This window comes from Bradyrhizobium sp. CCBAU 051011 (assembly GCF_009930815.1).
Lineage (GTDB): Bacteria > Pseudomonadota > Alphaproteobacteria > Rhizobiales > Xanthobacteraceae > Bradyrhizobium.
On sequence record NZ_CP022222.1, the window covers coordinates 4095836 to 4118069 of the forward strand.

Annotated in this window: 20 protein-coding genes; 16 read left to right on the top strand and 4 right to left on the bottom strand. The window is 63.6% G+C overall.

Features of this window, described 5'->3' with window-relative positions:
• The first annotated feature begins 89 nt into the window (after positions 1-89).
• The 3 genes from ACH79_RS19335 to ACH79_RS19345 all read left to right on the top strand — a co-directional run bounded on the left by ACH79_RS19335 (position 90) and on the right by ACH79_RS19345 (position 4704).
• On the top strand, positions 90-1748 hold the full coding sequence (locus ACH79_RS19335) for an electron transfer flavoprotein-ubiquinone oxidoreductase (RefSeq protein ID WP_161852419.1): 1659 nt from the start codon (positions 90-92) through the stop codon (positions 1746-1748).
• A gap of 265 nt (positions 1749-2013) precedes the next feature.
• A complete protein-coding gene (locus ACH79_RS19340; protein ID WP_161852420.1) occupies positions 2014-3795 on the top strand; it encodes a tetratricopeptide repeat protein in 1782 nt (593 codons plus the stop codon).
• Positions 3796-3819: 24 nt separating this feature from the next.
• Entirely contained in the window at positions 3820-4704 is an 885-nt protein-coding gene (locus ACH79_RS19345; RefSeq protein ID WP_161852421.1) for a 4-(cytidine 5'-diphospho)-2-C-methyl-D-erythritol kinase, read from the top strand.
• On the opposite strand, the gene ACH79_RS19350 is transcribed toward ACH79_RS19345, so the two are convergent.
• On the bottom strand, positions 4701-5330 hold the full coding sequence (locus tag ACH79_RS19350; RefSeq protein WP_161852422.1) for a LysE family translocator: 630 nt from the start codon (positions 5328-5330) through the stop codon (positions 4701-4703). The two genes, ACH79_RS19345 and ACH79_RS19350, sit on opposite strands and share 4 nt — an antisense overlap.
• A 107-nt stretch (positions 5331-5437) precedes the next feature.
• Positions 5438-6445, bottom strand: coding sequence for a polyprenyl synthetase family protein (locus ACH79_RS19355; protein WP_057836770.1), 1008 nt, complete (start codon positions 6443-6445; stop codon positions 5438-5440).
• A 134-nt stretch (positions 6446-6579) separates the two neighbouring features.
• Here ACH79_RS19355 and ACH79_RS19360 point away from each other — a divergent pair, with 134 nt between their 5' ends.
• From ACH79_RS19360 to ACH79_RS19390, 7 genes are all read left to right on the top strand, one after another.
• Complete coding sequence (locus ACH79_RS19360) at positions 6580-6807, top strand: DUF2007 domain-containing protein (RefSeq protein ID WP_161852423.1); 228 nt, start codon at positions 6580-6582, stop codon at positions 6805-6807.
• On the top strand, positions 6800-7567 hold the full coding sequence (locus tag ACH79_RS19365; RefSeq protein ID WP_161852424.1) for a tRNA1(Val) (adenine(37)-N6)-methyltransferase: 768 nt from the start codon (positions 6800-6802) through the stop codon (positions 7565-7567). The genes ACH79_RS19360 and ACH79_RS19365 overlap by 8 nt, the downstream gene beginning before the upstream one ends.
• 260 nt (positions 7568-7827) lie before the next feature.
• The gene (locus tag ACH79_RS19370) at positions 7828-8739 is read left to right on the top strand and encodes a S49 family peptidase (protein WP_161852425.1); all 912 of its coding nucleotides are present in this window, start codon (positions 7828-7830) and stop codon (positions 8737-8739) included.
• Positions 8740-8848: 109 nt separating this feature from the next.
• Positions 8849-9040: a hypothetical protein gene (locus ACH79_RS19375; protein ID WP_161856447.1), complete on the top strand. Its 192-nt coding sequence runs from the start codon at positions 8849-8851 to the stop codon at positions 9038-9040.
• 272 nt (positions 9041-9312) lie between these two features.
• On the top strand, positions 9313-10248 hold the full coding sequence (locus ACH79_RS19380; protein WP_161852426.1) for a glycine--tRNA ligase subunit alpha: 936 nt from the start codon (positions 9313-9315) through the stop codon (positions 10246-10248).
• Positions 10248-12347: a glycine--tRNA ligase subunit beta gene (glyS, locus tag ACH79_RS19385; RefSeq protein ID WP_161852427.1), complete on the top strand. Its 2100-nt coding sequence runs from the start codon at positions 10248-10250 to the stop codon at positions 12345-12347. Before ACH79_RS19380 ends, glyS begins: the two co-directional genes overlap by 1 nt.
• Before the next feature lie 3 nt (positions 12348-12350).
• A complete protein-coding gene (locus ACH79_RS19390; RefSeq protein ID WP_161852428.1) occupies positions 12351-12953 on the top strand; it encodes a bifunctional 2-polyprenyl-6-hydroxyphenol methylase/3-demethylubiquinol 3-O-methyltransferase UbiG in 603 nt (200 codons plus the stop codon).
• A 227-nt stretch (positions 12954-13180) separates the two neighbouring features.
• Here ACH79_RS19390 and ACH79_RS19395 read toward each other — a convergent pair whose 3' ends face one another.
• Positions 13181-13537 (bottom strand): DUF1236 domain-containing protein, encoded by a 357-nt coding sequence (locus ACH79_RS19395; protein ID WP_161852429.1) that lies wholly within the window; start codon positions 13535-13537, stop codon positions 13181-13183.
• A 232-nt stretch (positions 13538-13769) separates the two neighbouring features.
• On the opposite strand from ACH79_RS19395, the gene ACH79_RS19400 reads away from it, so the two are divergent.
• Together ACH79_RS19400 and ppdK are read left to right on the top strand one after the other, a co-directional pair.
• Positions 13770-13925: a DUF3096 domain-containing protein gene (locus ACH79_RS19400; RefSeq protein ID WP_161852430.1), complete on the top strand. Its 156-nt coding sequence runs from the start codon at positions 13770-13772 to the stop codon at positions 13923-13925.
• Positions 13926-14016: 91 nt separating this feature from the next.
• On the top strand, positions 14017-16890 hold the full coding sequence (gene ppdK / locus ACH79_RS19405; protein WP_161852431.1) for a pyruvate, phosphate dikinase: 2874 nt from the start codon (positions 14017-14019) through the stop codon (positions 16888-16890).
• 57 nt (positions 16891-16947) lie between these two features.
• Here the strand turns inward: ppdK and ACH79_RS19410 are convergent, their stop codons facing one another.
• Entirely contained in the window at positions 16948-17232 is a 285-nt protein-coding gene (locus ACH79_RS19410) for a hypothetical protein (protein WP_161852432.1), read from the bottom strand.
• A gap of 150 nt (positions 17233-17382) precedes the next feature.
• On the opposite strand from ACH79_RS19410, the gene ACH79_RS19415 reads away from it, so the two are divergent.
• The 4 genes from ACH79_RS19415 (at position 17383) to ACH79_RS19430 (ending at position 22187) form a co-directional block, all read left to right on the top strand.
• Complete coding sequence (locus tag ACH79_RS19415; protein WP_161852433.1) at positions 17383-18813, top strand: cell wall hydrolase; 1431 nt, start codon at positions 17383-17385, stop codon at positions 18811-18813.
• Positions 18814-19083: 270 nt separating this feature from the next.
• Positions 19084-20340, top strand: coding sequence for an MFS transporter (locus ACH79_RS19420; RefSeq protein ID WP_161852434.1), 1257 nt, complete (start codon positions 19084-19086; stop codon positions 20338-20340).
• A 150-nt stretch (positions 20341-20490) separates the two neighbouring features.
• Positions 20491-21477, top strand: coding sequence for an MDR family oxidoreductase (locus tag ACH79_RS19425; RefSeq protein ID WP_161856448.1), 987 nt, complete (start codon positions 20491-20493; stop codon positions 21475-21477).
• Between the two features lie 107 nt (positions 21478-21584).
• Positions 21585-22187: a hypothetical protein gene (locus ACH79_RS19430; protein ID WP_161852435.1), complete on the top strand. Its 603-nt coding sequence runs from the start codon at positions 21585-21587 to the stop codon at positions 22185-22187.
• Positions 22188-22234 lie beyond the last annotated feature (47 nt).

Genomic DNA, 22234 nt, shown 5'->3' on the forward strand with positions numbered 1-22234 from the left:
CTCACATTGCATTTCCATGGTTGTCCTCCCTCCAAAAATCGTAAACAAGGACGCCTTAGAGCCGTTCTCAATTGGGCTGAGATCAGATCATGAGCGCAGAAGAACTCCCTCCCCGCGAATCCATGGAATTCGACGTCGTGATCGTCGGTGCCGGGCCGTCCGGCCTCGCCGCGGCGATCCGGCTGAAGCAGCTCAATGCGGACCTCAGCATCGTGGTGGTGGAGAAGGGTTCCGAGGTTGGCGCGCACATCCTGTCGGGCGCGGTGATCGATCCGGTGTCGCTCGACAAACTGATCCCGGATTGGCGTGAGGACGCCGATTGTCCGCTGAAGACGCAGGTCAAGGACGACCGCTTCTACTGGACCACCGCGACCAGCGCGATCCGGCTGCCGAACTTCGCGATGCCGCCGCTGATGGACAATCATCACTGCTATATCGGCTCGCTCGGCGATGTCTGCCGCTGGCTGGGGCCGAAGGCGGAGGCGCTCGGCGTCGAAATCTATCCGGGCTTTGCTGCCGCCGAGGTACTTTATGACGACAAGGGCGCGGTGCGGGGTATCGCGACCGGCGACATGGGCATCGCCAGGGATGGCAGCCTCAAGGATTCTTTCACGCGCGGCATGGAGCTGCTCGGCAAGTACACGCTGTTCGCTGAAGGCGCGCGCGGCAGCCTGAGCAAGCAATTGATCGCGAAATACTCGCTCGATGCCAACAGCGAGCCGTCGAAATTCGGCATCGGGCTCAAGGAAGTCTGGGAGATCGATCCCGCCAAACACCACAAGGGCCTGATCCAGCATTCGTTCGGCTGGCCGCTGAACAACAAGACCGGCGGCGGCTCGTTCCTCTACCATTACGACGACAACAAGGTGGCGGTAGGTTTCGTCGTGCATCTCAATTACGACGATCCGTATCTGTCGCCGTTCGACGAATTCCAGCGCTTCAAGACGCATCCCGCCATTCGCACCGTGTTCGAAGGCGGTAAGCGCATCTCCTATGGCGCGCGCGCCATCACCGAGGGCGGCTATCAGTCGGTGCCGCGCCTGAGTTTCCCGGGCGGCGCGCTGATCGGCTGCGCGGCGGGTTTTGTGAATGTGCCGCGCATCAAGGGCGTGCACAACGCGATGGGCAGCGGCATGCTCGCGGCCGAACATGTCGCGGAAGCGCTCGGCGCGGGCCGCGCCAATGACGAACTGGTCAGTTACGAAAACGCTTGGCGTGATTCCGCCGTCGGCAAGGATTTGCACCGGGTACGCAACGTCAAGCCGCTGTGGTCGAAGTTTGGCACCATCATCGGCGTGGCGCTCGGCGGCTTCGACATGTGGTGCAACACGCTGGGCTTCTCACTGTTCGGAACCCAGTCGCACGCCAAGCCCGACCGCAAGACGCTGGATGCGGCGAAGGCGCACACCCCGATCGCCTACCCGAAGCCGGATGGCAAGCTGACCTTCGACAAACTGTCCTCGGTGTTCCTTTCCAACACCAACCACGAAGAGGACCAGCCGGTTCATCTCAAGGTCGCCGACATGAGCCTGCAGAAGACGTCGGAGCACGACGTCTATGCCGGTCCGTCGAACCGCTATTGCCCGGCCGGCGTCTATGAATGGGTCGAGGAGACCTCCGGTCCGCGCTTCCAGATCAACGCCCAGAACTGCGTCCACTGCAAAACCTGCGACGTGAAAGACCCGAACGGCAATATCACCTGGGTTCCGCCGGAAGGCGGCGGCGGCCCCAACTACCAGGGCATGTAGAGAGGCCGGATCAACCACGATTGCGTGAGATGGAGGAGGGTGATACCGCCTCCAGCCACGATACCGCCACAGTAAGAGCGTTTCCGGGTTAGGCCGGCGAAATCGGAGCCCTAAGGGCCTCATCTGCCAATCGATTCGCCAGCCCGTATCCTTGCGGTTGAGGGCCAAACGCGGCATTGTCGCTGCCCGAGATGCCGCCGCTTGGGTTTGCATTCGAGACCGATCGTAACGATCCCGCCATCATCCTGGAGCTAGGCGAACCGTGATGCTTTCCACCCGTATGAATCGTTGGACCATCGCCGCAATCACTTTCGCCGCACTGGCCGCACCGGCTGCGGTCTCGGCGCAGACGCCCGACCATCCGGCCGATAGCGCTGCGCAATTTCCCACCAAGGCCGACCTGAAATCGCTGACGACGGCGGGCAGCTATCTCGCCGCGCGGCATGCCAGCGTCGAGCGCGACGCGGCCTCGGCTGCGGCCTTCTATCGCTCCGCGCTACGCACCGATCCGAAGAATAACGAGCTCTTGGATCGCGCCTTCATTTCCTCGCTCGCCGATGGCGACATCGACGAAGCGGTTAAGCTTGCCGATCGCATCCTGACGATGGACAAGGCCAACCGCGTCGCGCGGCTGGTGGTCGGCGTCCGCGACCTCAAGCAGAAGAAATATCCGGCCGCGCAGCTCAACATCAACCAGTCGATCCGCGGACCGATCACGGACCTGGTGGCGACGTTGCTGTCGGGATGGGCGAGCTACGGCGCCGGCGACGCCAAGGCCGCGGTTGCCAGCATCGACAAGCTCACCGGCCCCGAATGGTATCCGATCTTCAAGGATCTCCACACCGGCATGATCATGGAGATCTCGGGCAAGGACAAGGAAGCCGGCACGCGGTTCGAGCGCGCCTACAAGCTCGACGATTCGATGCTGCGCGTTTCCGATGCCTATGCGCGTTGGCTGTCGCGCAACAAGGATGGCGCGGCGGCGGCCGGCATCTACGAAGCCTTCGACAAGAAATTGCCGCGGCACCCGCTGGTGCAGGAAGGCCTGCGCGACACCCGGGCCGGCAAGAAACTGCCGCCGCTGGTGGATTCGGCGCAAGCCGGCGCGGCCGAGGCGCTCTACGGCATCGGCGCCACGCTGACCCGCCGCGGCGGCGAGGATCTGGCGCTGGTCTATCTGCAGCTCGCGCTCTACCTGCAGCCCAATCATCCACTGGCGCTGCTCTCGCTCGCCGATCTCTATGAATCGGTCAAGAAGCCGAAGATGGCGATCAAGGTCTACGAGCGCATGCCGGCCACTTCGCCGCTCAAGCGCAACGCGCAGATCCAGCTTGCCACCAATCTCGACGCCGCCGACCGCAGCGACGAGGCGATCAAGATCCTGAAGGGCGTCACCGCAGAGGCTCCGAAGGACATCGAGGCGATCATGGCGCTCGGCAATATTGAGCGCGGCCGCAAGAAATTCAACGATTGCGCCAACACCTATTCGCTGGCGATCGACGCGCAGCCCGGCGTGACCGACAAGAATACCTGGGTCACCTACTATTATCGCGGCATCTGCGAGGAGCGTTCCAAGCAGTGGAACAAGGCCGAGGCCGACATGCGCAAGGCGCTCGAACTGCAGCCCGAGCAGCCGCATGTCCTGAACTATCTCGGCTATTCCTGGATCGACCAGGGCATCAATCTCGACGAAGGCATGAAGATGATCCGCCGCGCCGTCGATCAGCGCCCGGATGACGGCTACATCGTCGATTCGCTGGGCTGGGCGTTCTACCGGATCGGCAATTTCGAAGACGCGGTGAAGCATCTCGAGCGCGCGATCGATCTCAAGCCCGAGGATCCGACTATCAACGACCATCTCGGCGATGCCTATTGGCGCGTCGGCCGGACGCTGGAAGCGAAATTCCAGTGGGCCCATGCCCGCGACCTCAAGCCCGAGGCGGAAGAGCTGCCGAAGATCGAAGCCAAGATTGCCAATGGCCTGCCCGAAGACACTTCTTCTGCGGCTTCTGCCGACAAGAAGAAAGAAGACGGCAAGGGCGGCTGACAAGAGTTTGGGGGCTGTTCGGCAATGCCGCTATTGAGTGACGAGGGACGCGCCAAGGTCAACCTGACCTTGCGGGTCAATGGACGCCGCGCCGACGGCTATCATGATCTCGAAAGCGTGGTGGCGTTCGCCGATTGCGCCGACCGCCTGACGCTGTCGCTGGGCTCCGATCTGGATTTGAAGATGTCCGGACCGCTGGCGCAGGCCTGCGGCGACACCTCGGACAATCTGGTAATCAAGGCCGCGCGTCTGTTGGCTGAACGCGTGCCCGGCATGAAGGCGGGCAGCTTCACGCTCGACAAGGTCCTGCCGGTGGCGGCCGGCATCGGCGGCGGCTCGGCCGATGCCGCGGCGGCGCTGCGGCTGCTTGCGCAGGTGAACGGGCTCTCGCTCGACGATCCCCGCATCATCGAGGTCGCGCAACTGACCGGCGCCGACGTGCCGGTCTGCGTCAACTCGCGCGGCTGCGTCATGACCGGCGTCGGCGAAGCGCTGCAGCCGCTCAGCCTGCCGAAAATGCCCTGCGTGATGGTCAATCCGGGCGTTCCCGTCGCAACCCGCGACGTGTTCAACGCGCTGGGCTTACGCAATGGCGAACTATTGGTCGGCGTCACCGACGTGCTGCTGAGGGATCGCTGGCCCGACGACAAGGCATCGCTGGAAGAATGGGTTGAAGCGCTCGCTGCCAACTCCAACGATCTAGAGGCGCCGGCCATGCGCGTCCAGCCCGTGATCGGCGACGTCATCGCGGCGCTCAACGCCACCAACGGCGCCTGGCTGGCGCGGATGTCCGGATCGGGCGCCACCTGCTTTGCAATCTACGAGAACACCGCCGAAGCCGGCCGTGCGGCAGAGAAGATCCGCCGCGATCACCCTGGCTGGTGGGTGCATGCGGGCACGCTGAGCTAGCTCGCGGGCCGCCGCGCCAGCGCCAGCGAAATGCCGAGGCCGGCGATGAACAGCCCCGACCCCTGCCGCAACCGTTGAAGCAAATTCGGCCTGCGCGTGAGACTATCGCGCGCGGTCGTGGCCATCATCACCACAATGACATCGACGAGCGTATTCAGCGCCACCGAGATCAGTCCCAGCACCATGAACTGGAGCGCCGGATAGCTGCCGGCCGGGTCGAGGAATTGCGGAATGAAGGCCAGAAAGAACGCGGCGGTCTTCGGATTTAAGGCTTCGACCAGCACGCCTTCCCGAAATACGCGTTGCGTGCCGACGGCGCTGTTCTGCTCCAACACCCATTTCCCGGCTTCGCGAAATGTCCTGATGCCGAGCCACACGAGATAGATGGCGCCAGCGAATTTCAGCGCAGTAAACAGCTCGGCACTGGCAAGGATGATCGCCGAGACGCCAAGCCCGCCTGCGATGACATGCACGAGCCCGCCGAGCGCCGTACCGAATGTCGAGGCGATGCCGGCTCGCTTGCCGCCGGAAAGCGTGCGTGCCGCGACGTAAAAGATTCCCGGGCCGGGGACGGCGGCGATGACGAGGGCCGCTGCAAGAAATAGCGTGAAGCTAGCGCCGTTCATTTAATCGCCTTTCGTAGGGTGGGCAAAGCGAAGCGTGCCCACCAAAGCATGTCCTCAAATCGGGTGAAATTGGTGGGCACGGCGCTGCGCGCCTTTGCCCACCGGACTTAATGCGACCGCGCCAGGCAGAACGCCACCACCTGCTCGAGCGCGGTCTTCATCGGCGAGGCCGGGAATAGCGCCAGCGCATCCACCGCCATCGCGCCGTAATGCTGGGCGCGGCTGATCGTGTCTTCCAGCGCGCGGTGCTTGGTCATCAACCCGATGGCATGATCGAGGTCGCTGTCGCCGATCTCGCCGCGCTCCAGTGCCTTGATCCAGAACTTGCGCTCGCTGTCATTGCCGCGGCGGAACGCCAACACCACCGGCAGCGTGATCTTGCCCTCGCGGAAATCGTCGCCGATGTTCTTGCCGAGTTTCGCGGCCTTGCCGCCATAGTCGAGCACGTCATCGACGAGCTGGAACGCGATGCCGAGATTCATGCCGACCGAGCGGCACGCGGTCTGTTCGGCCTTGGGCCGGTTCGCGATTACGGGACCGACCTCGCAGGCGGCGGCGAACAGTTCGGCCGTCTTGCCGCGGATGACGGCAAGGTATTCGTCCTCAGTGGTCGCGGTGTTCTTGGCCGCCGCAAGCTGCATCACTTCGCCTTCGGCGATGGTGGCGGCTGCGGAGGAGAGGATGTCCAGCGCGCGCAGCGAGCCGACCTCGACCATCATGCGGAAGGCCTGGCCGAGCAGGAAGTCGCCGACCAGCACGCTGGCCTCATTGCCCCACAGCATCCGCGCCGACAGCTTGCCGCGGCGCAGCTCGCTCTCGTCGACGACGTCATCATGCAAGAGCGTCGCGGTGTGCATGAATTCGACCGCGGCGGCGAGCTTGATATGACCATCGCCGGAATAGTTGGAGAGCTGGGCCATCGCCAGCGTCAGCATCGGACGCAGGCGTTTGCCGCCGGAGGAGATCAGGTGATTGGCGACCTCCGGGATCATGGTGACTTCCGACCCGGTCCGCGACAGTATTGTGGCGTTGACCCGTTCCATGTCGGCGGCGACGAGCCCGACCAGCGCGTCTATCGAAGCGTTCGGGCTCTCGAAGGGTACAATAACCGCCACGCGGGTCTCCAATTTTGGCCAATTCGCACTATCCTTGTTCTACAATAGAAAGTGCCGGTGATGGCGGCAAGGGCACGAAGCGGTTGACAGGCCCGGTGCCGCCGTCGCACCCGGGGCAAAAAGGAGCACATCCATTGCGGGAATTGGTCAGGACCAACGATATCGTGCTGGTTTCCGCGATCGGCGCGCTGCTCGACGGCGCCAATATCCATCATCTGGTGTTGGATCAGAACATGAGCGTGATCGAGGGATCGCTCGGCATCCTGCCGCGCCGCATCCTGGTTCACGAGGACGACAATCGCGCGGCCCGCCAATTGCTGTCGGAAGCGGGCCTGGCCCACGAATTGCGCCCCGATGAGTGACCCCGTTCTCGAACTCACCGAGGATGCGTTTCTCGGCGGGCAATTGCGTCTGAAGCAACTGAAATCGGGACACCGCGCCGGTCACGATGCGGTGCTGCTGGCGGCGGCGAGTTCGGCCCGTCCGGGCGACCGCGTTGCCGATCTCGGCGCCGGCATCGGGGCCGCGGGACTGGCAGTGGCGAGGCGTATCGCCGGCATCGATCTGATCCTGGTCGAGATCGATCCGGCGCTGGCGGGCCTTGCGCGCGCCAATGCGGAGACGAATGCGATTCAAGCCGACGTGATCGTGCTCGATGTCGAAGCCGATGCCACAGCTTTTGCTGCGGCCGGCCTGGCTCCCGACAGCGTCGATGCAGTGCTGATGAATCCGCCCTTCAACGATCCGGCGCGGCACCGCGTTTCGCCGGACACCGCACGCGGCATCGCGCACATGGCGACCGCGACGACGCTTCCAAAATGGGTGCACGCGGCGCGGCGCATCCTCAAATCGAGGGGAGCGTTGACGCTGATCTGGCGCGCCGATGGTCTTGCCGAGGTGCTCTCGGCGCTCGATCACGGTTTCGGGAGCGTGCAACTTTTGCCGGTTCACGGCGACGCACGCTCGCCCGCCAACCGCATTCTCGTCCGCGCCATCAAGGGTGGCCGGGCGCCGACCCAAATCCGTCCCGCCTTGATGCTCAATGACGAGCCAGGCGTACCCAATCAAAGGGTGCAGGACATTCTGGCCGGAAAGGGAACCTTGCCGCTTGCGAGCCCGTAAGCGGTCCGCGCCTCCCAAATTCGCCGTGCAGGACGCTATTGCGGAAGCGTCTCTGACTGTTGTTTGGGCGACGATGTAAAGTGGATCGCGGCCAGAAGGCTGCCGATGAGCATTATCAGCAGGTAGATTTTCATGTCAGTCTCCGCTGCACCATTGCAGCTTTAACATCTGCAAGGCAAAAGGCGTTCCGGCCGAAAACGGCGTTTCGTCTTTGCAATGCCACCGGTGCGATAAAAAAATGGTTAATTCGAGGTAACGGCATGAGTGAACAATTAAGTGATCGCGCGGGATTGCCGAACCTCATTGACCGGATGAAGCAACTCATTCCGGCAAGATTCCGGCGCGACGCCGCGGTCGTCCCCGTCGTGCGCCTGTCGGGTGTCATCGGTGCGGTGACGCCGTTGCGGCCAGGCCTGACGCTGGCCAGCATTGCCAAGACGCTCGAACGCGCCTTCGCCACCCGCCATGCCAAGGCCGTGGCGCTGGTAATCAACTCGCCCGGCGGCTCGCCGGTGCAATCGCGGCAAATCTATTTGCGGATCAGGCAGCTTGCCGCGGAAAAGAAGCTGCCGGTGCTGGTGTTTGTCGAGGATGTCGCGGCGTCCGGCGGCTACATGATCGCCTGTGCGGGCGATGAGATTTTTTGCGACCCGTCCTCGATCCTCGGCTCGATCGGCGTGGTCGGCGGCAGTTTCGGCTTTCAGGACCTGATCAAGCGGATCGGCGTGGAACGGCGGCTCTACACGGCAGGCGAGCACAAGGCGATGCTGGATCCGTTCCTGCCCGAGGACCCCGATGATGTGGCGCGCCTCAAGACGCTTCAGCGCGAGATCCACGCCATCTTCATCGCACTGGTCAAAGGCAGCCGCGGCGCGCGCCTCAATGGCGGCGACGATGTCCTGTTCACCGGCGAGTACTGGGCGGGCGAGAAGTCGGTCTCGCTGGGCCTGGCCGACAAGGTCGGCGATATCAGATCGACGCTGCGCGAGCGTTACGGCGAGAAAGTGCTGACGCCGGTCATCGCGCCGGCAAGCGGGATGCTGGCCGGGCTGCTCGGCCGCAGATCGCCGGGTGCGGGCTCCCTGGGAGCATTCGACGGTATCGGAGGACTGCCGGACGACCTGATTTCCGCGCTGGAGACAAGGGCGATTTGGGCCAAATTCGGATTCTAACGCGTAAGTGAGCGCGCCATTTAGTCCCAAAAGCGCAATTGCGGCGCAGCCCGGCTTCGGCGAGAATGCGCTTATTGGGGGCTGATACGTGAACGACAAGGATCGACCGATGCCGCCGCTGATCGCATTCGCGGGTGCCCTGGGAGGGCTCGCCGTGGTCCGCTGGGCCTACAAGACTGCTATCCGCATCAACAGGGAACTGGAAGAAGCGCGGCTGGCACGCGTTGCCGAGACTACGCAAACCGCCGACATTCCGACATTGCGCCGCGACCCGGTCACCGGGGCGTATCGGCCGGGCTAGCCTGAATTCGTCATGCCCGGGCAAAAAGCGCGAAGCGCGTCTTCGCGCTGGATGTCCCGGGCATCCACGTCTTTGGCTCGACGATAAAAAGAACGTGGATGGCCGGGCATAGGCGAGCGGAAGCGACGCCGTCCTTCAGACGGCTAAGCCCGGCCATGACGGAGAGAAGGCGAATTCTGACGCTTTAGCCCCCCGCCATCGCCTTGATTCCCTGCCTCCGCGCCGATACGGTCCCGCGCTTCTAAAACCCCCTCGCGAGCCCGATTCCGCCGATGGACGCCCTGCCTGACCACATGCGCCCGGAACGTTCGTTCCAGGGCTTTATTCTTGCCCTCCAGCGGTTCTGGGCGGAGCAGGGCTGCGTGATCCTGCAGCCCTACGACATGGAAATGGGCGCGGGCACCTTTCATCCGGCGACGACGCTCCGCGCGCTCGGGCCGAAGCGCTGGAACGCGGCCTATGTGCAGCCCTCGCGCCGGCCCAAGGACGGCCGCTATGGCGAAAATCCCAACCGGATGCAGCACTATTACCAGTTTCAGGTGATCATGAAGCCGTCGCCGCCGAACTTGCAGGACCTGTACCTGAAGTCGCTCGCCGCCATCGGCATCGATTCCAGTGTCCATGACATCCGCTTTGTCGAGGACGATTGGGAAAGTCCGACGCTCGGCGCTTGGGGGCTCGGCTGGGAATGCTGGTGCGACGGCATGGAAGTCAGCCAGTTCACTTACTTCCAGCAGGTCGCGGGCGTCGAATGCGCGCCGGTCTCCGGCGAACTCACCTACGGGCTCGAACGCCTCGCGATGTATGTGCAGGGCGTCGACCGCGTCTACGATCTCAATTTCAACGGCCGCGAGGGCGACGAGAAAGTCACCTATGGCGACGTCTTCCTGCAGGCCGAGCAGGAATATTCCCGGCATAATTTCGAGCACGCCGACACCGCAATGCTGTTCGAGCAGTTCAGGATGGCGGAAGACGCCTGCAAAAAATATCTCGCGGCTGGCTGGAAGGAGGGCGGCAATCAGAAGGAGCATCTGATGGCGCTGCCGGCCTATGATCAGTGCATCAAGGCGAGCCATGTCTTCAACCTGCTGGATGCCCGCGGCGTGATCTCGGTGACGGAGCGGCAGAGCTACATCATGCGGGTGCGCGAACTGGCAAAAGCCTGCGGTGACGCCTGGGTCCACACCGAAGCGGGCAGGGCGGTCTGATGCCTGATCTTCTGCTGGAACTGTTTTCCGAGGAAATCCCCGCGCGCATGCAGGCGAAGGCGGCGGACGATCTGCGCCGCATGGTCACCGACAAGCTCGTCGCCGAGGGCCTCGTCTATGAAGGCGCAAAAGCGTTCGCGACGCCGCGGCGGCTGGCGCTGACCGTGCACGGCATTCCCCAGCGGCAATCCGACCTGAAGGAAGAACGCCGCGGCCCGCGCGTCGGCGGCCCCGATGCCGCGATCCAGGGTTTCCTGAAGGCGACAGGCCTTGCCCGGATCGAAGACGCCAAGGTTCAAACCGACCCGAAGAAGGGTGATTTCTATATCGCGCTGATCGAAAAGCCGGGACGCGCCACGATCGACGTCCTCGCCGAGATATTGCCGGTCATTGTGAGAACCTTCCCGTGGCCGAAATCGATGCGCTGGGGCGAGCGGTCGGCCAAATCGGGCTCGCTCTCCTGGGTGCGGCCGCTGCATTCGATCATCGCGACCTTCGGTCCCGAGACCGAAGACCCCGATGTCGTGAAGTTTGCCGTCGACGGCATCGAGACCGGGCAGACCACGTTCGGCCACCGCTTCATGGCGCCGGCTGCGATCTCCGTGCGCCGCTTCGAGGATTACGAAGCCAAGCTGAAGGCCGCAAAGGTCGTGCTCGATCCGCAGGCGCGCAAGGACATCATCCTCGCGGATGCCACGGAGCTGGCGTTCGCCCAGGGCTATGAACTGGTCGAGGATCAGGTACTGCTGGATGAGGTCGCCGGCCTCGTCGAATGGCCGGTCGCGCTGATGGGATCGTTCGACGAGGAATTTTTGTCGATCCCGGACGAGGTGATCCGCGCCACCATCAGAAACAACCAGAAATGTTTTGTGGTGCGCGATCCCAAGACGGGCAAGCTCGCCAACAAGTTCATCCTGACCGCCAACATCGAGGCGACCGACAGCGGCAAGGTGATCGTCGCCGGCAACGAGCGCGTCATCCGCGCGCGTCTGTCGGACGCGAAATTCTTCTACGAGACCGACCTGAAGACGAAGCTGGAGAGCCGGCTGCCCAAGTTCGAGCAGATCGTGTTCCATGAGAAGCTGGGCACGCAGGCTGCGCGGATCAAGCGCATCGAACGGCTGGCCGCCGAGATCGCGCCGCTTGTCGGCGCCGACGTCGAAAAGGCCAAGCGGGCCGCGCGTCTGGCAAAGGCCGATTTGTTGACCGAAGTCGTCGGCGAATTCCCCGAGTTGCAAGGCTTGATGGGGAAGTACTACGCGCAGGCGCAGGGCGAAGACGCTGCCGTCGCCGCCGCAAGCGAGGATCATTACAAGCCGCAGGGCCCCGCCGATCGCGTTCCGACCGATGCGGTGAGCGTGGCGGTGGCGCTCGCGGACAAGATCGATACGCTGGTTGGGTTCTGGGCGATCGACGAGAAGCCGACGGGAAGCAAGGATCCGTATGCGTTGCGGCGCGCGGCGCTGGGCGTGATCAGGCTCATCGTCGACAATACGTTGCGGCTGCCGATCCTGGCCGTGGCGAAGTCGGCATTGGCTGGTTTGCCGAAAAAGGACGATGCCCAAAAACTTCCGGACGACCTCCTCGCCTTCTTCGCCGATCGCCTGAAGGTCCAGCTCCGCGACCAGGGCGCGCGGCACGATCTCGTCGACGCCGTGTTTTCGCTCGGCGGCCAGGACGATCTGCTGCTTGTCGTCCGCCGCGTCGACGCGCTTGGCAAGTTCCTCGACACCGACGACGGCAAGAACCTGCTTGCAGGGACCAAGCGCGCGAGTAACATCCTTGCGATTGAGGAAAAAAAGGACAAGCGCACGTTTGACGGCGCGCCGGATGCCGGGCTGTATAAGTTGCCCGAGGAAAAGGCGCTCGCCAAGGCTATAGATCAGGTCAAGAGCGAAGCCGGTGCTGCAGTCGCGAAGGAAGATTTCGCCAGCGCAATGAGCGCGATGGCCAAGTTGCGTCCGGCCGTCGATGCGTTCTTTGACGAGGTCAAGGTCAATGACGATGAACCCAAGGTGCGCGAGAACCGACTAAAACTTCTGAACGAAATCCGCGCGGCCACCCGCGCGGTGGCGGATTTTTCCAAGATCGAAGGCTAGACCATGGATCGTCAGACGCTCGCCGCTTATGACCAGGATGCGGTGGCGTTCGCGAACGACTGGCTCGGTCAGCCGGCCCCCGTCGACCTGCAGGAAATCGTCGAGCGGTTTTTTGTGCGCGGCGGCAATTCGGCCGATATCGGCTGCGGTTGCGGCCGCGAGGTCGCCTGGCTTCAAGCGAACGGTTTTTCGGCCGCCGGCTTCGATGCCTCGGAAGGCCTGCTCAACGAAGCGCGCCGGCGTTATCCCTCCTTCAAGTTCGCGCATGCGGAATTGCCCGAGCTGCGCGGCATCGGCAGCTTCGACAACGTGCTGTGCGAAACCGTGATCATGCATCTCGACCGAAAGCAGATCGCCGCATCGGTTCGCCGTCTGCTCGATATCGTCAAGCCCAGCGGCATTCTCTATCTGAGCTGGCGCGTTACCGAGGGCGCGGATCAGCGCGACGCGCAGGGCCGGCTCTACGTCGCGTTCGATCCGGCGGTCGTGCGGGCGGAGCTGAAGGATGCGACTGTGCTGCTCGACGAAGAGGTCGTCAGCGCCTCATCGGGGAAGAAGGTCCATCGGCTCGTGGTGAAGAAGCCGGGGCTGGAAATCCGCGAGTAGCCCGTAGGGCGGGCAAAGCGCAGCGTGCCCACCATCAGAGCAATGGTTCGGAGAGATGGTGGGCACACGCCTTTGCCCACCCTACGGCACCGCGCCCGGCACACGAGTGTGTAAACGCAAAACGAAAGCCCCGCCCGGAGGGGACGCCGGGCGGGGCTTTTGTCCGGTCGTATCTCGCGCACATCCGCTTGCGCGGCGCCCGGACCGATCGTTCAGGCTACTGAGGTCTAATCGACCACCTGAACGATGCGACGTGAACGCGGTTCGACCAGCACCGTCTGGCCATTCACCACGGTGTAGCGGTAGGGCGTCATGCCGAACGATTGCGGCACATCGTAAACGGTCACGCCGGTCTCCGGCAGCACGCTACCGACGATCACGCGTTCGGAGATCGTGTAGTTCGGCACGCGTTCACGCACGATGTATTCGCGGAAGGCCGGCCGCTGATCGGCTGCGATGCCTTCATGTTCGCCGATGACGACCGTGCTGCCGCCGGCTGTGCCGATCGTGGTCTGCGCCTGAGCCGCAATAGGGACGGCCATCGCGCCGGCGATCGCCGCGATGGCAAATAGTCTGTTCCGCATGGTCTACTCCTTCGCGAGAGAGGCGCCGGCTTTGCCAGCGCACACAATGCGGGCCAATTCATCGCGTGCCGCATTGTTCCGGCAAAATGGCAGCCTCATACGCGGCATTTCTGGGGAATTGTTGCGGAGGCTGGAACCCCTTGAAGGGCTGAGCGTCTTGCTATTCCCGCACGGCGCCAGCGGCTAAGTTGCCGCCCTCGATTCGATTTCCCCCGTCATCCCGGAGATTTCAATGACTATCACTGCTGCGCACATTTCCCCGATCATCGCCCTGATCGCGGGAGTCTTGATTCTGATTATGCCGCGGTTCCTCAATTTCATCGTCGCCATCTACTTGATCGTAGTCGGCCTGGCCGGCCTGGGCGTGTTCAGGATGTTGAAGTTCTAGCGCGGGAAAGCGGGGTTTCGCGGCTTGCGCGGAACCCCTCAAAATGGTGTAAGGCGCGCAATCTTCTCCCTTTTTCGGATAGTTGGAATCCATGGCCAAAGCCGTCGCGAAGTCCAAGAAGGCTGCAGTGAAATCTGTAGCGAAATCAAAGCCATCCGCCCGATCCAAGGCCGTGCCGCAGGCTTCGGCCCGCAAGGCGCTGAACAAGGCCCCGGCCAAGCCGGTCGCCAAGGCCAAGGCCCCCAAAAAGGCTGCGGTCCGCGCGGCTGCCCCCGAAACGGTAAAATCCGGCAAGTGGGTCTATACGTTCGGGGACGGCAAGGCAGAGGGCAAAGCGGGCCTGCGCGACCTGCTTGGCGGCAAGGGCGCCAACCTCGCCGAGATGGCCAATCTCGGCCTGCCGGTGCCTCCGGGCTTCACCATTCCAACCTCGGTCTGCACCTATTTCTACGCGCACGACAAATCCTATCCGCCCGCGCTGAAGGCGCAGGTCGAGAAGGCGCTCGATCACGTCGGCAAGCTGACCGGCAAAGCGTTCGGCGATTCCAAGAATCCGCTGCTGGTGTCGGTCCGCTCCGGCGGCCGCGCCTCGATGCCGGGCATGATGGATACCGTGCTCAACCTCGGTCTCAACGACAAGACGGTCGAAGCGCTCGCCGAGCTCTCCGGCGATCGGCGTTTTGCCTATGACAGCTATCGCCGCTTCATCACGATGTATTCGGATGTGGTGCTCGGCTTCGAGCATCATCACTTCGAGGACATCCTCGACACCTTCAAGGACAGCCAGGGCTACACGCTCGACACCGATCTGTCCGGCGACGACTGGGTCGAACTGGTCGGCAAGTACAAGGAAGCGGTGGCGCGCGAGACCGGCAAGGATTTCCCGCAAGATCCGCACGAGCAATTGTGGGGCGCGATCGGCGCGGTGTTTTCATCCTGGATGAACGCGCGCGCGGTGACCTACCGCAAGCTGCACGATATTCCGGAATCCTGGGGCACGGCCGTCAACATACAGGCCATGGTGTTCGGCAACATGGGCGAGACGTCGGCGACCGGCGTCGCGTTCACGCGCAATCCCTCGACCGGCGAGAGCAAGCTCTACGGCGAATTCCTGATCAACGCGCAGGGCGAGGACGTGGTGGCGGGCATCCGCACGCCGCAGGACATCACCGAGGAAGCGCGTCAGGAATCCGGCTCCGACAAGGCATCGATGGAAAGCGCGATGCCGGAGGCGTTCAAGGAACTGACGCGCATCTACACGATGCTCGAAAAGCACTACCGCGACATGCAGGACATGGAGTTCACGGTCGAGCAGGGCAAGTTGTGGATGCTGCAGACCCGCGGCGGCAAGCGCACTGCGAAGGCGGCGCTGCGCATCGCGGTCGAGCTCGCCAATGAGGGCCTGATCTCGAAGAAGGATGCGGTGATGCGGATCGATCCGGCGTCGCTGGATCAGTTGCTGCACCCGACCATCGATCCCCAGGCCAAGCGCGACGTGATTGCGACTGGCCTGCCGGCTTCGCCCGGCGCCGCATCGGGCGAGATCGTGTTCTCATCCGATGAGGCCGCCAAGCTGCAGGCCGACGGCCGCAACGTCATTCTGGTGCGCGTCGAAACCAGCCCGGAAGACATTCACGGCATGCACGCTGCAGAGGGCATCCTCACCACGCGTGGCGGCATGACCTCGCACGCCGCCGTGGTCGCGCGCGGCATGGGCAAGCCCTGCGTCTCCGGCTGCGGCGCCATCCGCGTCGATTACGGCCGCGGCACCATGAGCGTCGGCTCGCGCACCTTCAAGACCGGCGACGTCATTACCATCGACGGTTCGCTCGGCCAGGTGCTGGCCGGCAAGATGCCGATGATCGAGCCGAAGCTGTCGGGCGAGTTCGGCACGCTGATGGGTTGGGCCGACGCCGTCCGCAAGCTCGGCGTTCGCGTCAACGGCGATACGCCCGACGATGCGCGCACCGCAGTCAAGTTCGGCGCCGAAGGCATCGGCCTGTGCCGCACCGAGCACATGTTCTTCGAGGAGACCCGCATCCGCACCGTGCGCGAGATGATCCTCTCCGAAGACGAGCAGTCGCGCCGCGCCGCATTGTCGAAGCTGTTGCCGATGCAGCGCGCGGACTTCGTCGAACTGTTCGAGATCATGAAGGGGCTGCCGGTCACGATCCGTCTGCTCGATCCGCCGTTGCACGAGTTCCTGCCGCACACCCAGGCCGAGATCGAGGAAGTCGCGCGCGCGATGAACACCGATCCGCGCAAGCTCGCCGATCGTGCCCGCGATCTTGCCGAGTTCAACCCGATGCTCGGCTTCCGCGGTTGCCGTCTTGCGATCGCGTATCCCGAGATCGCCGAGATGCAGGCGCGCGCGATCTTCGAAGCCGCGGTCGAAGCCGAGAAGCGTACCGGCAAGGCCGTCGGCCTCGAGGTGATGGTGCCGCTGATCGCGACCAAGGCCGAGTTCGACCTGGTCAAGGCGCGCATCGACGCCACCGCGCAGTCGGTGATGAAGGAGACCGGCAAGAAGCTCGCCTATCAGGTCGGCACCATGATCGAGCTGCCGCGCGCGTGCCTGATGGCCGGCGACGTGGCGCAGACCGCGGAGTTCTTCTCCTTCGGCACCAACGATCTGACCCAGACCACTTACGGCATCAGCCGCGACGACGCCGCAAGCTTCCTCGGCACCTATGTCAGCAAGGGGATTCTGGAGATCGATCCGTTCATCTCGGTCGATCGCGACGGCGTCGGCGAACTCGTGAAGATCGGCGTCACCCGCGGCCGCAAGACCCGGCCCAATCTCAAGGTCGGCATTTGCGGCGAGCACGGCGGCGACCCCGCCTCGGTGGCGTTCTGCCACGAGATCGGGCTCGACTACGTCTCGTGCTCGCCCTACCGCGTGCCGATCGCCCGTCTCGCCGCGGCGCAGGCCGCGCTCGGTAAGACGGTGGTGAGCCAGGCGTAAGCCTTCTTCGATACCGATAACTCAATACGACCTAATGCCCGGGCCCAATCCCGGGCATTAGCGTTTTATGCAGCCGTCATTGCGAGCCAACGGGTCGGCGCGAAGCGCCGCCCGATGACAGGCTCCGCGAAGCAATCCATAGCGCGGCATAACGGATAGATGGATTGCTTCGTCGCTTCCTCCTCGCAATGACGGCTTCAGCACGATGGAGTGAATAGGAACTCGCAACACCCATTGCGATGAACGCAAGCGCACGCACGCATGCGCGAAAATTTCTTCATCATCTTCGTTGACGGGATATTTACCACTTTCATCGCGCGCCTGTTTACCAACACTTCTCATGCATCTCGCAAAATTCGTGCGATGTCTTGCGTGTAGCGCACGCGCCACGCCGATTAACTCCCCGGCAACCTAAATTCGATACCAACAAAAGAGGTCGAATTGCACGGATGTACTGACGTTCGACCCGTGTAAGCGTTGCGTGAGCGTACAATGTTTGTGTTGCGTAACCAGCCGAAGGGCGCGCGGTTCGCGCTCTTCGGCTTCGGTCTCTGCATCTTCGCATTGATGCCGACCGAGATCGGATATCAGGATATCGCCTCGCTGCTGGCGCGCCAGCCGGGCGTCGCCGAGCGCTGGCAGAAGCGCGTGTTCTCTTCCACCGGCACTATACAGGTCGCGACGTTCTCCTTCGGCCGTCCGATTGGAACCTCCTCGCCGCAAACCGCGACCTACCGCCTTGCCAGCCTCGACAATCAGGGCATCGACATCACGGGTTCAGTGACCCGCAATCCGATCGTCGCGCCGCCGCCGCGCTATCACGCCGCCGACTTTCCCAAGGTAGATCGCACGCTGAAGGGCGACCGCCTCGTCATCGCGCCGCCGCCGCCGGCAGCGGAGACGACAAGCCCGGCCGAGCGCGCACCGGCGATCGAGGATCCCGCAAGCTCGAATGCATTGGTCAAGGGCGCCAGGACTGCCGAAACGGCGCCTCCGGTCGAGCGCGCGCCGCTCGATCCTGAGCTGCAGGCCGCGCTGAACGCGCCGCCGCTGGATATGTCGCTGTCGCTCGAGAGCAAACCGCAGGACGATCTCAAGATCGCGCCGAAGGCGGCCACGCCACCGCGCGATGGTTTTTCCTTCAAGACCTCAAGCCTGTTCTTCGGTTCGTCGCTCGGCTCGCCCGAGAGCATCGAACGCTGGCAGCCCGGCGAAGAGCCGGTCATCGTCATGCCGGTTACGCCTCCCGATCCCGACATGAAGGTGATGGCCTCGCTGCCGGTCGATGCCGATGGTCCGGTGCGGGCCGGCGAGATGGGCGAGAGCGTCGCGCCGAAGGGCGAGGTCAACGCCGACAACCAGCGCGCCAAGACGCCGGCCGAACGGCTCGGCCTGTTCGACGAGAAGTCGCGCGCCAAGTCGGAGAAATGTCTGGCCGAAGCGATCTATTTCGAAGCCCGCGGCGAAGCCGTGCGCGGCCAGATGGCAGTGGCGCAGGTAGTCTTGAACCGCGCCTTCTCCGGCAAATATCCGGACACCGTGTGCGGCGTCGTCTATCAGAACAAACACCGCCATCTGGCGTGCCAGTTCACCTTCGCTTGCGACAACAACAAGGACGTCATCCGCGAGCCCGACATGTGGGAGCGGGCGAAGAAGATCGCGAAGGCGATGCTCGACGGCCAGCTCTGGCTGCCGGAGGTCGACAAGTCGACGCACTATCACGCCTATTGGGTGCGCCCGTCCTGGGTCAATGAAATGAGGAAGATGTACAAGACCGGCGTACATACCTTCTATCGGCCGCGTGCGTGGGGCAATGGCAGTGATGCGCCGAGCTGGGGCAGCGCCGCCGAGACCGCCGCCATCTCCGCCAAGCTCGCCGAAGCCGCGCAAAGCTCGGCCGAGCAGGCCAGCGTGAAGCGGTAGGCAAACCGTCGTCCTTGTAGCCCGGATGTAGCGTAGCGAAATCCGGGAACGGTCGCTCTACACGTGAGATCGCCCCCGGATTGCGCTTCGCTCCATCCGGGCTACCGCTACATCCCCAATTGCTCTCATTGCCCTCGCCAATTTTGCAGAGCTGCCCTGCAGCGGAAAATTTTTCTCTTCCGCCCCTTGGGCTTTTCATGCATCTGCATTAACTCACCGTAACATTTTGCCCGCCAATGCCGGGCGTGGGTTCGCCCAGGGGGAAACCAAATGGCTGCAACGACCGGCGACACCAGTCCTTCTTCCGGCCTCGGCACCTGGCGCACGCCGCTCGTCATCATCATTTGCGGCTGCGCGATCGCGCTGTTGAGCTTCGGGCCGCGCTCCAGCCTCGGTTTCTTCGTTCAGCCGATGAGCCGCGAGTTCGCCTGGGGCCGCGACGTCTTCGGTCTTGCGCTGGCGCTGCAGAACCTGTTGTGGGGGCTGGGGCAGCCGATTGCAGGCGCCATCGCCGATCGCTTCGGCATCCTGCGGGTGATGATCGTCGGCGCGTTGCTCTATGCCGGCGGCCTAATCCTGATGCGCTACTCCACGGCGCCGCTGTCGCTCGATATCGGCGCCGGCGTCCTGATCGGCTTCGGGCTGTCGGGCTGTTCGTTCAATCTCGTGCTGTCGGCGTTCAGCAAGCTTTTGCCACCGGAGCGGCGCGGCATTGCGCTCGGCGCCGGCACCGCGGCGGGCTCATTCGGCCAGTTCCTGTTCGCGCCGTTTGGCGTCGCCATGATCGACAATTTCGGCTGGCAGGCGGCGCTGACGGTATTTGCGCTTCTGATGCTGTTGATCGTGCCGCTGTCGCTGGCGATTGCGACCCCGCCGTCGACTTCGTCGTCGTCGAACGTTTCTGCCGCCGATCAGCAATCGTTCAAGACCGCGCTGGCGGAAGCGTTCGGCCATCGCTCCTATGTTCTGCTGGTGCTGGGCTTCTTTACCTGCGGCTTTCAACTCGCCTTCATCACGGTGCATCTGCCGGCCTATCTGGCCGATCAGGGCGTGTCGTCACAGACCGGCGGCTGGGTTGTCGCGGCGATCGGCCTGTTCAACATCATCGGCTCGCTCGGCGTCGGCTGGCTACAGAATCTGTTTCCGAAGCGCTATATCCTGTCGCTGATCTATTTGACGCGCGCGCTTGCCATCGTCGCATTCATCTCGTTTCCGATCACGACATTCTCGGCGATCATGTTCGGCGCGGTCTCCGGCCTGACCTGGCTCTCGACGGTGCCGCCGACCTCGGCGCTGGTGGCGCTGATGTTCGGCACGCGCTGGTTCGCGACGCTGTATGGCTTCGCCTTTGTCAGCCATCAGGTCGGCGGTTTCCTCGGCGTCTGGCTCGGCGGCATTGTATTCGAGCAGTTCGGCTCCTACACGCCGATCTGGTGGCTCTCGATCCTGTTCGGTGTGCTGTCGGCGCTGATCAACCTGCCGATCGTCGAGCAGCCGGTCGCGCGCCCGGTTGCACAACCCGCCTGATGCGGTAAACAGCCTCTCAAACCGCTTTTCGTCATGCCCGGGCTTGTCCCGGGCATCCACGTCATTACTGTCTTCGGCAAGCAAGACGTGGATGGCCGGGACAAGCCCGGCCATGACGCGGGCGATCAACGCAAGTCCGGGGAGGTTGCCGTGGGAACGTTCAAGGCCATCAGGATCGACAAGGCGGACAAGGGCACCACCGCCGCGCTGACGCAGTTCGACGAAGCCGAGTTGATGGAAGGCGACGTCACGGTCGCGGTCGAGTGGTCGACGCTGAACTACAAGGATGGCCTTGCCGTCACCGGCAAGGCGCCGGTGGTACGACGATTCCCGATGATCGCCGGTATCGATTTCGCCGGCACCGTCCAGCAATCCTCTCACCCCGCGTGGCAGGCTGGCGACAAGGTCGTCTGCAACGGCTGGGGCATGGGGGAGACCCATCTCGGCGCCTATGCCGAGAAGGCGCGCGTCAAGGGTGACTGGCTGGTGCGACTGCCTGACGGAATCTCCACGCGCGATGCGATGGCGATCGGCACCGCCGGCTACACCGCGATGCTGTCGGTGCTGGCGCTGGAGAAGCACGGTCTGACGCCGAAGAGTGGTCCGGTTGTGGTGACGGGCGCTGCCGGCGGCGTCGGCTCGGTCGCTACCGCCGTGCTTTCGAAACTCGGCTACCACGTCATCGCTTCCACGGGGCGGATGTCGGAAGCGGACTATCTCAAGGGGCTCGGCGCCGCCGAGGTCATCGATCGCGCTGAACTCGCCGGGCCCGCCAAACCGCTGGCAAAGGAGCGTTGGGCGGGCGGCGTCGACAGCGTCGGCTCGACCACGCTCGCCAACCTGCTTTCGATGACCAAATATGGCGGCGCCATCGCCGCGTGCGGCCTCGCGGCGGGCATGGATTTACCGTCGTCGGTCGCGCCGTTTATTTTACGTGGGGTGTGCCTTCTCGGCATCGATTCCGTGATGTGTCCGATCGAGCAGCGCAAGCTTGCCTGGAACCGTCTTGCCAGCGATTTGGATAAGGGTAAACTAGCTGATATTACTCACGAAATAGGTCTGGACCAGGTGATCGGCGCAGGCGCTGAAATCCTCGCAGGCAAGGTCCGCGGTCGAATCGTGGTAAAAATTCTCTAAGGGTGTTCAGACTTTACCAACCAACGTGCTCCAATGTTGCCACGGTTGGTATGGTAAGCACGGGGTAAAGGCGGGCGCCCGCGCTATTGTTAAGTTGGAGTAGCTGCATGCTTGCGCGTTTGATTCTGGGGGCCGTCGCGGCAGTCGCGATGATCGTTCCTGCGATGGCCGGGATGATGAACGCCGACGAGGCGCGCAGGTTCGTATCCGGCAAGGTCTTCGCCTTTACCTGCTTTGACGGCACCCGCGGAGCGGGCCGCATCCTCGACGATCTCGGCGCGGCCGGTTCCATCCAGTTCAGCGGCTCGGGGCCGATCCGCCATGTCCGCCTGCCCGGTAACACGCTGCAGATTCGCGGCCAGGCCGTCTGCGCTTCCATCAAGGGGCTGCCGTTCGAGCCATGCTTCAATCTCGACAAGCGTGACGACCGTTCGTTCCGCGGTTCTGTCTCGGGCATGGGCTTCGCGTATTGCGATTTCCGCCATCAGGGCGCCTCGCAGATGCTGATGGCGCGCTCGGTTGCGCGGCCGCGCTCGCTGCATCGCCGGGAGGAGCCGTCGCGTGGAGCGGCGGATGCACGCGCCGAGGTCACCGCACGGGTCGAAACGCCCGCGGTCGAGAGTGCCAAGCTCGAGCCGGTGAAGTCCGAGCCGAAGGCGGAGCCGGCCAAGGCCGAGGGCGCGCCGGAGCTGCGCCGCTCGACCGATTGACACGCAGCAACCGGGACGGCGGACCGGCCGCCCCGCGGAGGCCATAG

Excerpts from the sequence above, each read along its gene's own strand:
- ACH79_RS19420 (WP_161852434.1), top strand. The coding sequence starts at position 19,084 with ATGGCTGCAACGACCGGCGACACCAGTCCTTCTTCCGGCCTCGGCACC.
- ACH79_RS19410 (WP_161852432.1), bottom strand. The coding sequence starts at position 17,232 with ATGAGAAGTGTTGGTAAACAGGCGCGCGATGAAAGTGGTAAATATCCC.
- ACH79_RS19340 (WP_161852420.1), top strand. The coding sequence starts at position 2,014 with ATGCTTTCCACCCGTATGAATCGTTGGACCATCGCCGCAATCACTTTC.
- ACH79_RS19365 (WP_161852424.1), top strand. The coding sequence starts at position 6,800 with ATGAGTGACCCCGTTCTCGAACTCACCGAGGATGCGTTTCTCGGCGGG.
- ACH79_RS19400 (WP_161852430.1), top strand. The coding sequence starts at position 13,770 with ATGACTATCACTGCTGCGCACATTTCCCCGATCATCGCCCTGATCGCG.
- ppdK (WP_161852431.1), top strand. The coding sequence starts at position 14,017 with ATGGCCAAAGCCGTCGCGAAGTCCAAGAAGGCTGCAGTGAAATCTGTA.
- ACH79_RS19390 (WP_161852428.1), top strand. The coding sequence starts at position 12,351 with ATGGATCGTCAGACGCTCGCCGCTTATGACCAGGATGCGGTGGCGTTC.
- ACH79_RS19350 (WP_161852422.1), bottom strand. The coding sequence starts at position 5,330 with ATGAACGGCGCTAGCTTCACGCTATTTCTTGCAGCGGCCCTCGTCATC.
- glyS (WP_161852427.1), top strand. The coding sequence starts at position 10,248 with ATGCCTGATCTTCTGCTGGAACTGTTTTCCGAGGAAATCCCCGCGCGC.
- ACH79_RS19395 (WP_161852429.1), bottom strand. The coding sequence starts at position 13,537 with ATGCGGAACAGACTATTTGCCATCGCGGCGATCGCCGGCGCGATGGCC.
- ACH79_RS19430 (WP_161852435.1), top strand. The coding sequence starts at position 21,585 with ATGCTTGCGCGTTTGATTCTGGGGGCCGTCGCGGCAGTCGCGATGATC.
- ACH79_RS19380 (WP_161852426.1), top strand. The coding sequence starts at position 9,313 with ATGGACGCCCTGCCTGACCACATGCGCCCGGAACGTTCGTTCCAGGGC.
- ACH79_RS19375 (WP_161856447.1), top strand. The coding sequence starts at position 8,849 with ATGCCGCCGCTGATCGCATTCGCGGGTGCCCTGGGAGGGCTCGCCGTG.
- ACH79_RS19370 (WP_161852425.1), top strand. The coding sequence starts at position 7,828 with ATGAGTGAACAATTAAGTGATCGCGCGGGATTGCCGAACCTCATTGAC.
- ACH79_RS19415 (WP_161852433.1), top strand. The coding sequence starts at position 17,383 with ATGTTTGTGTTGCGTAACCAGCCGAAGGGCGCGCGGTTCGCGCTCTTC.
- ACH79_RS19345 (WP_161852421.1), top strand. The coding sequence starts at position 3,820 with ATGCCGCTATTGAGTGACGAGGGACGCGCCAAGGTCAACCTGACCTTG.
- ACH79_RS19335 (WP_161852419.1), top strand. The coding sequence starts at position 90 with ATGAGCGCAGAAGAACTCCCTCCCCGCGAATCCATGGAATTCGACGTC.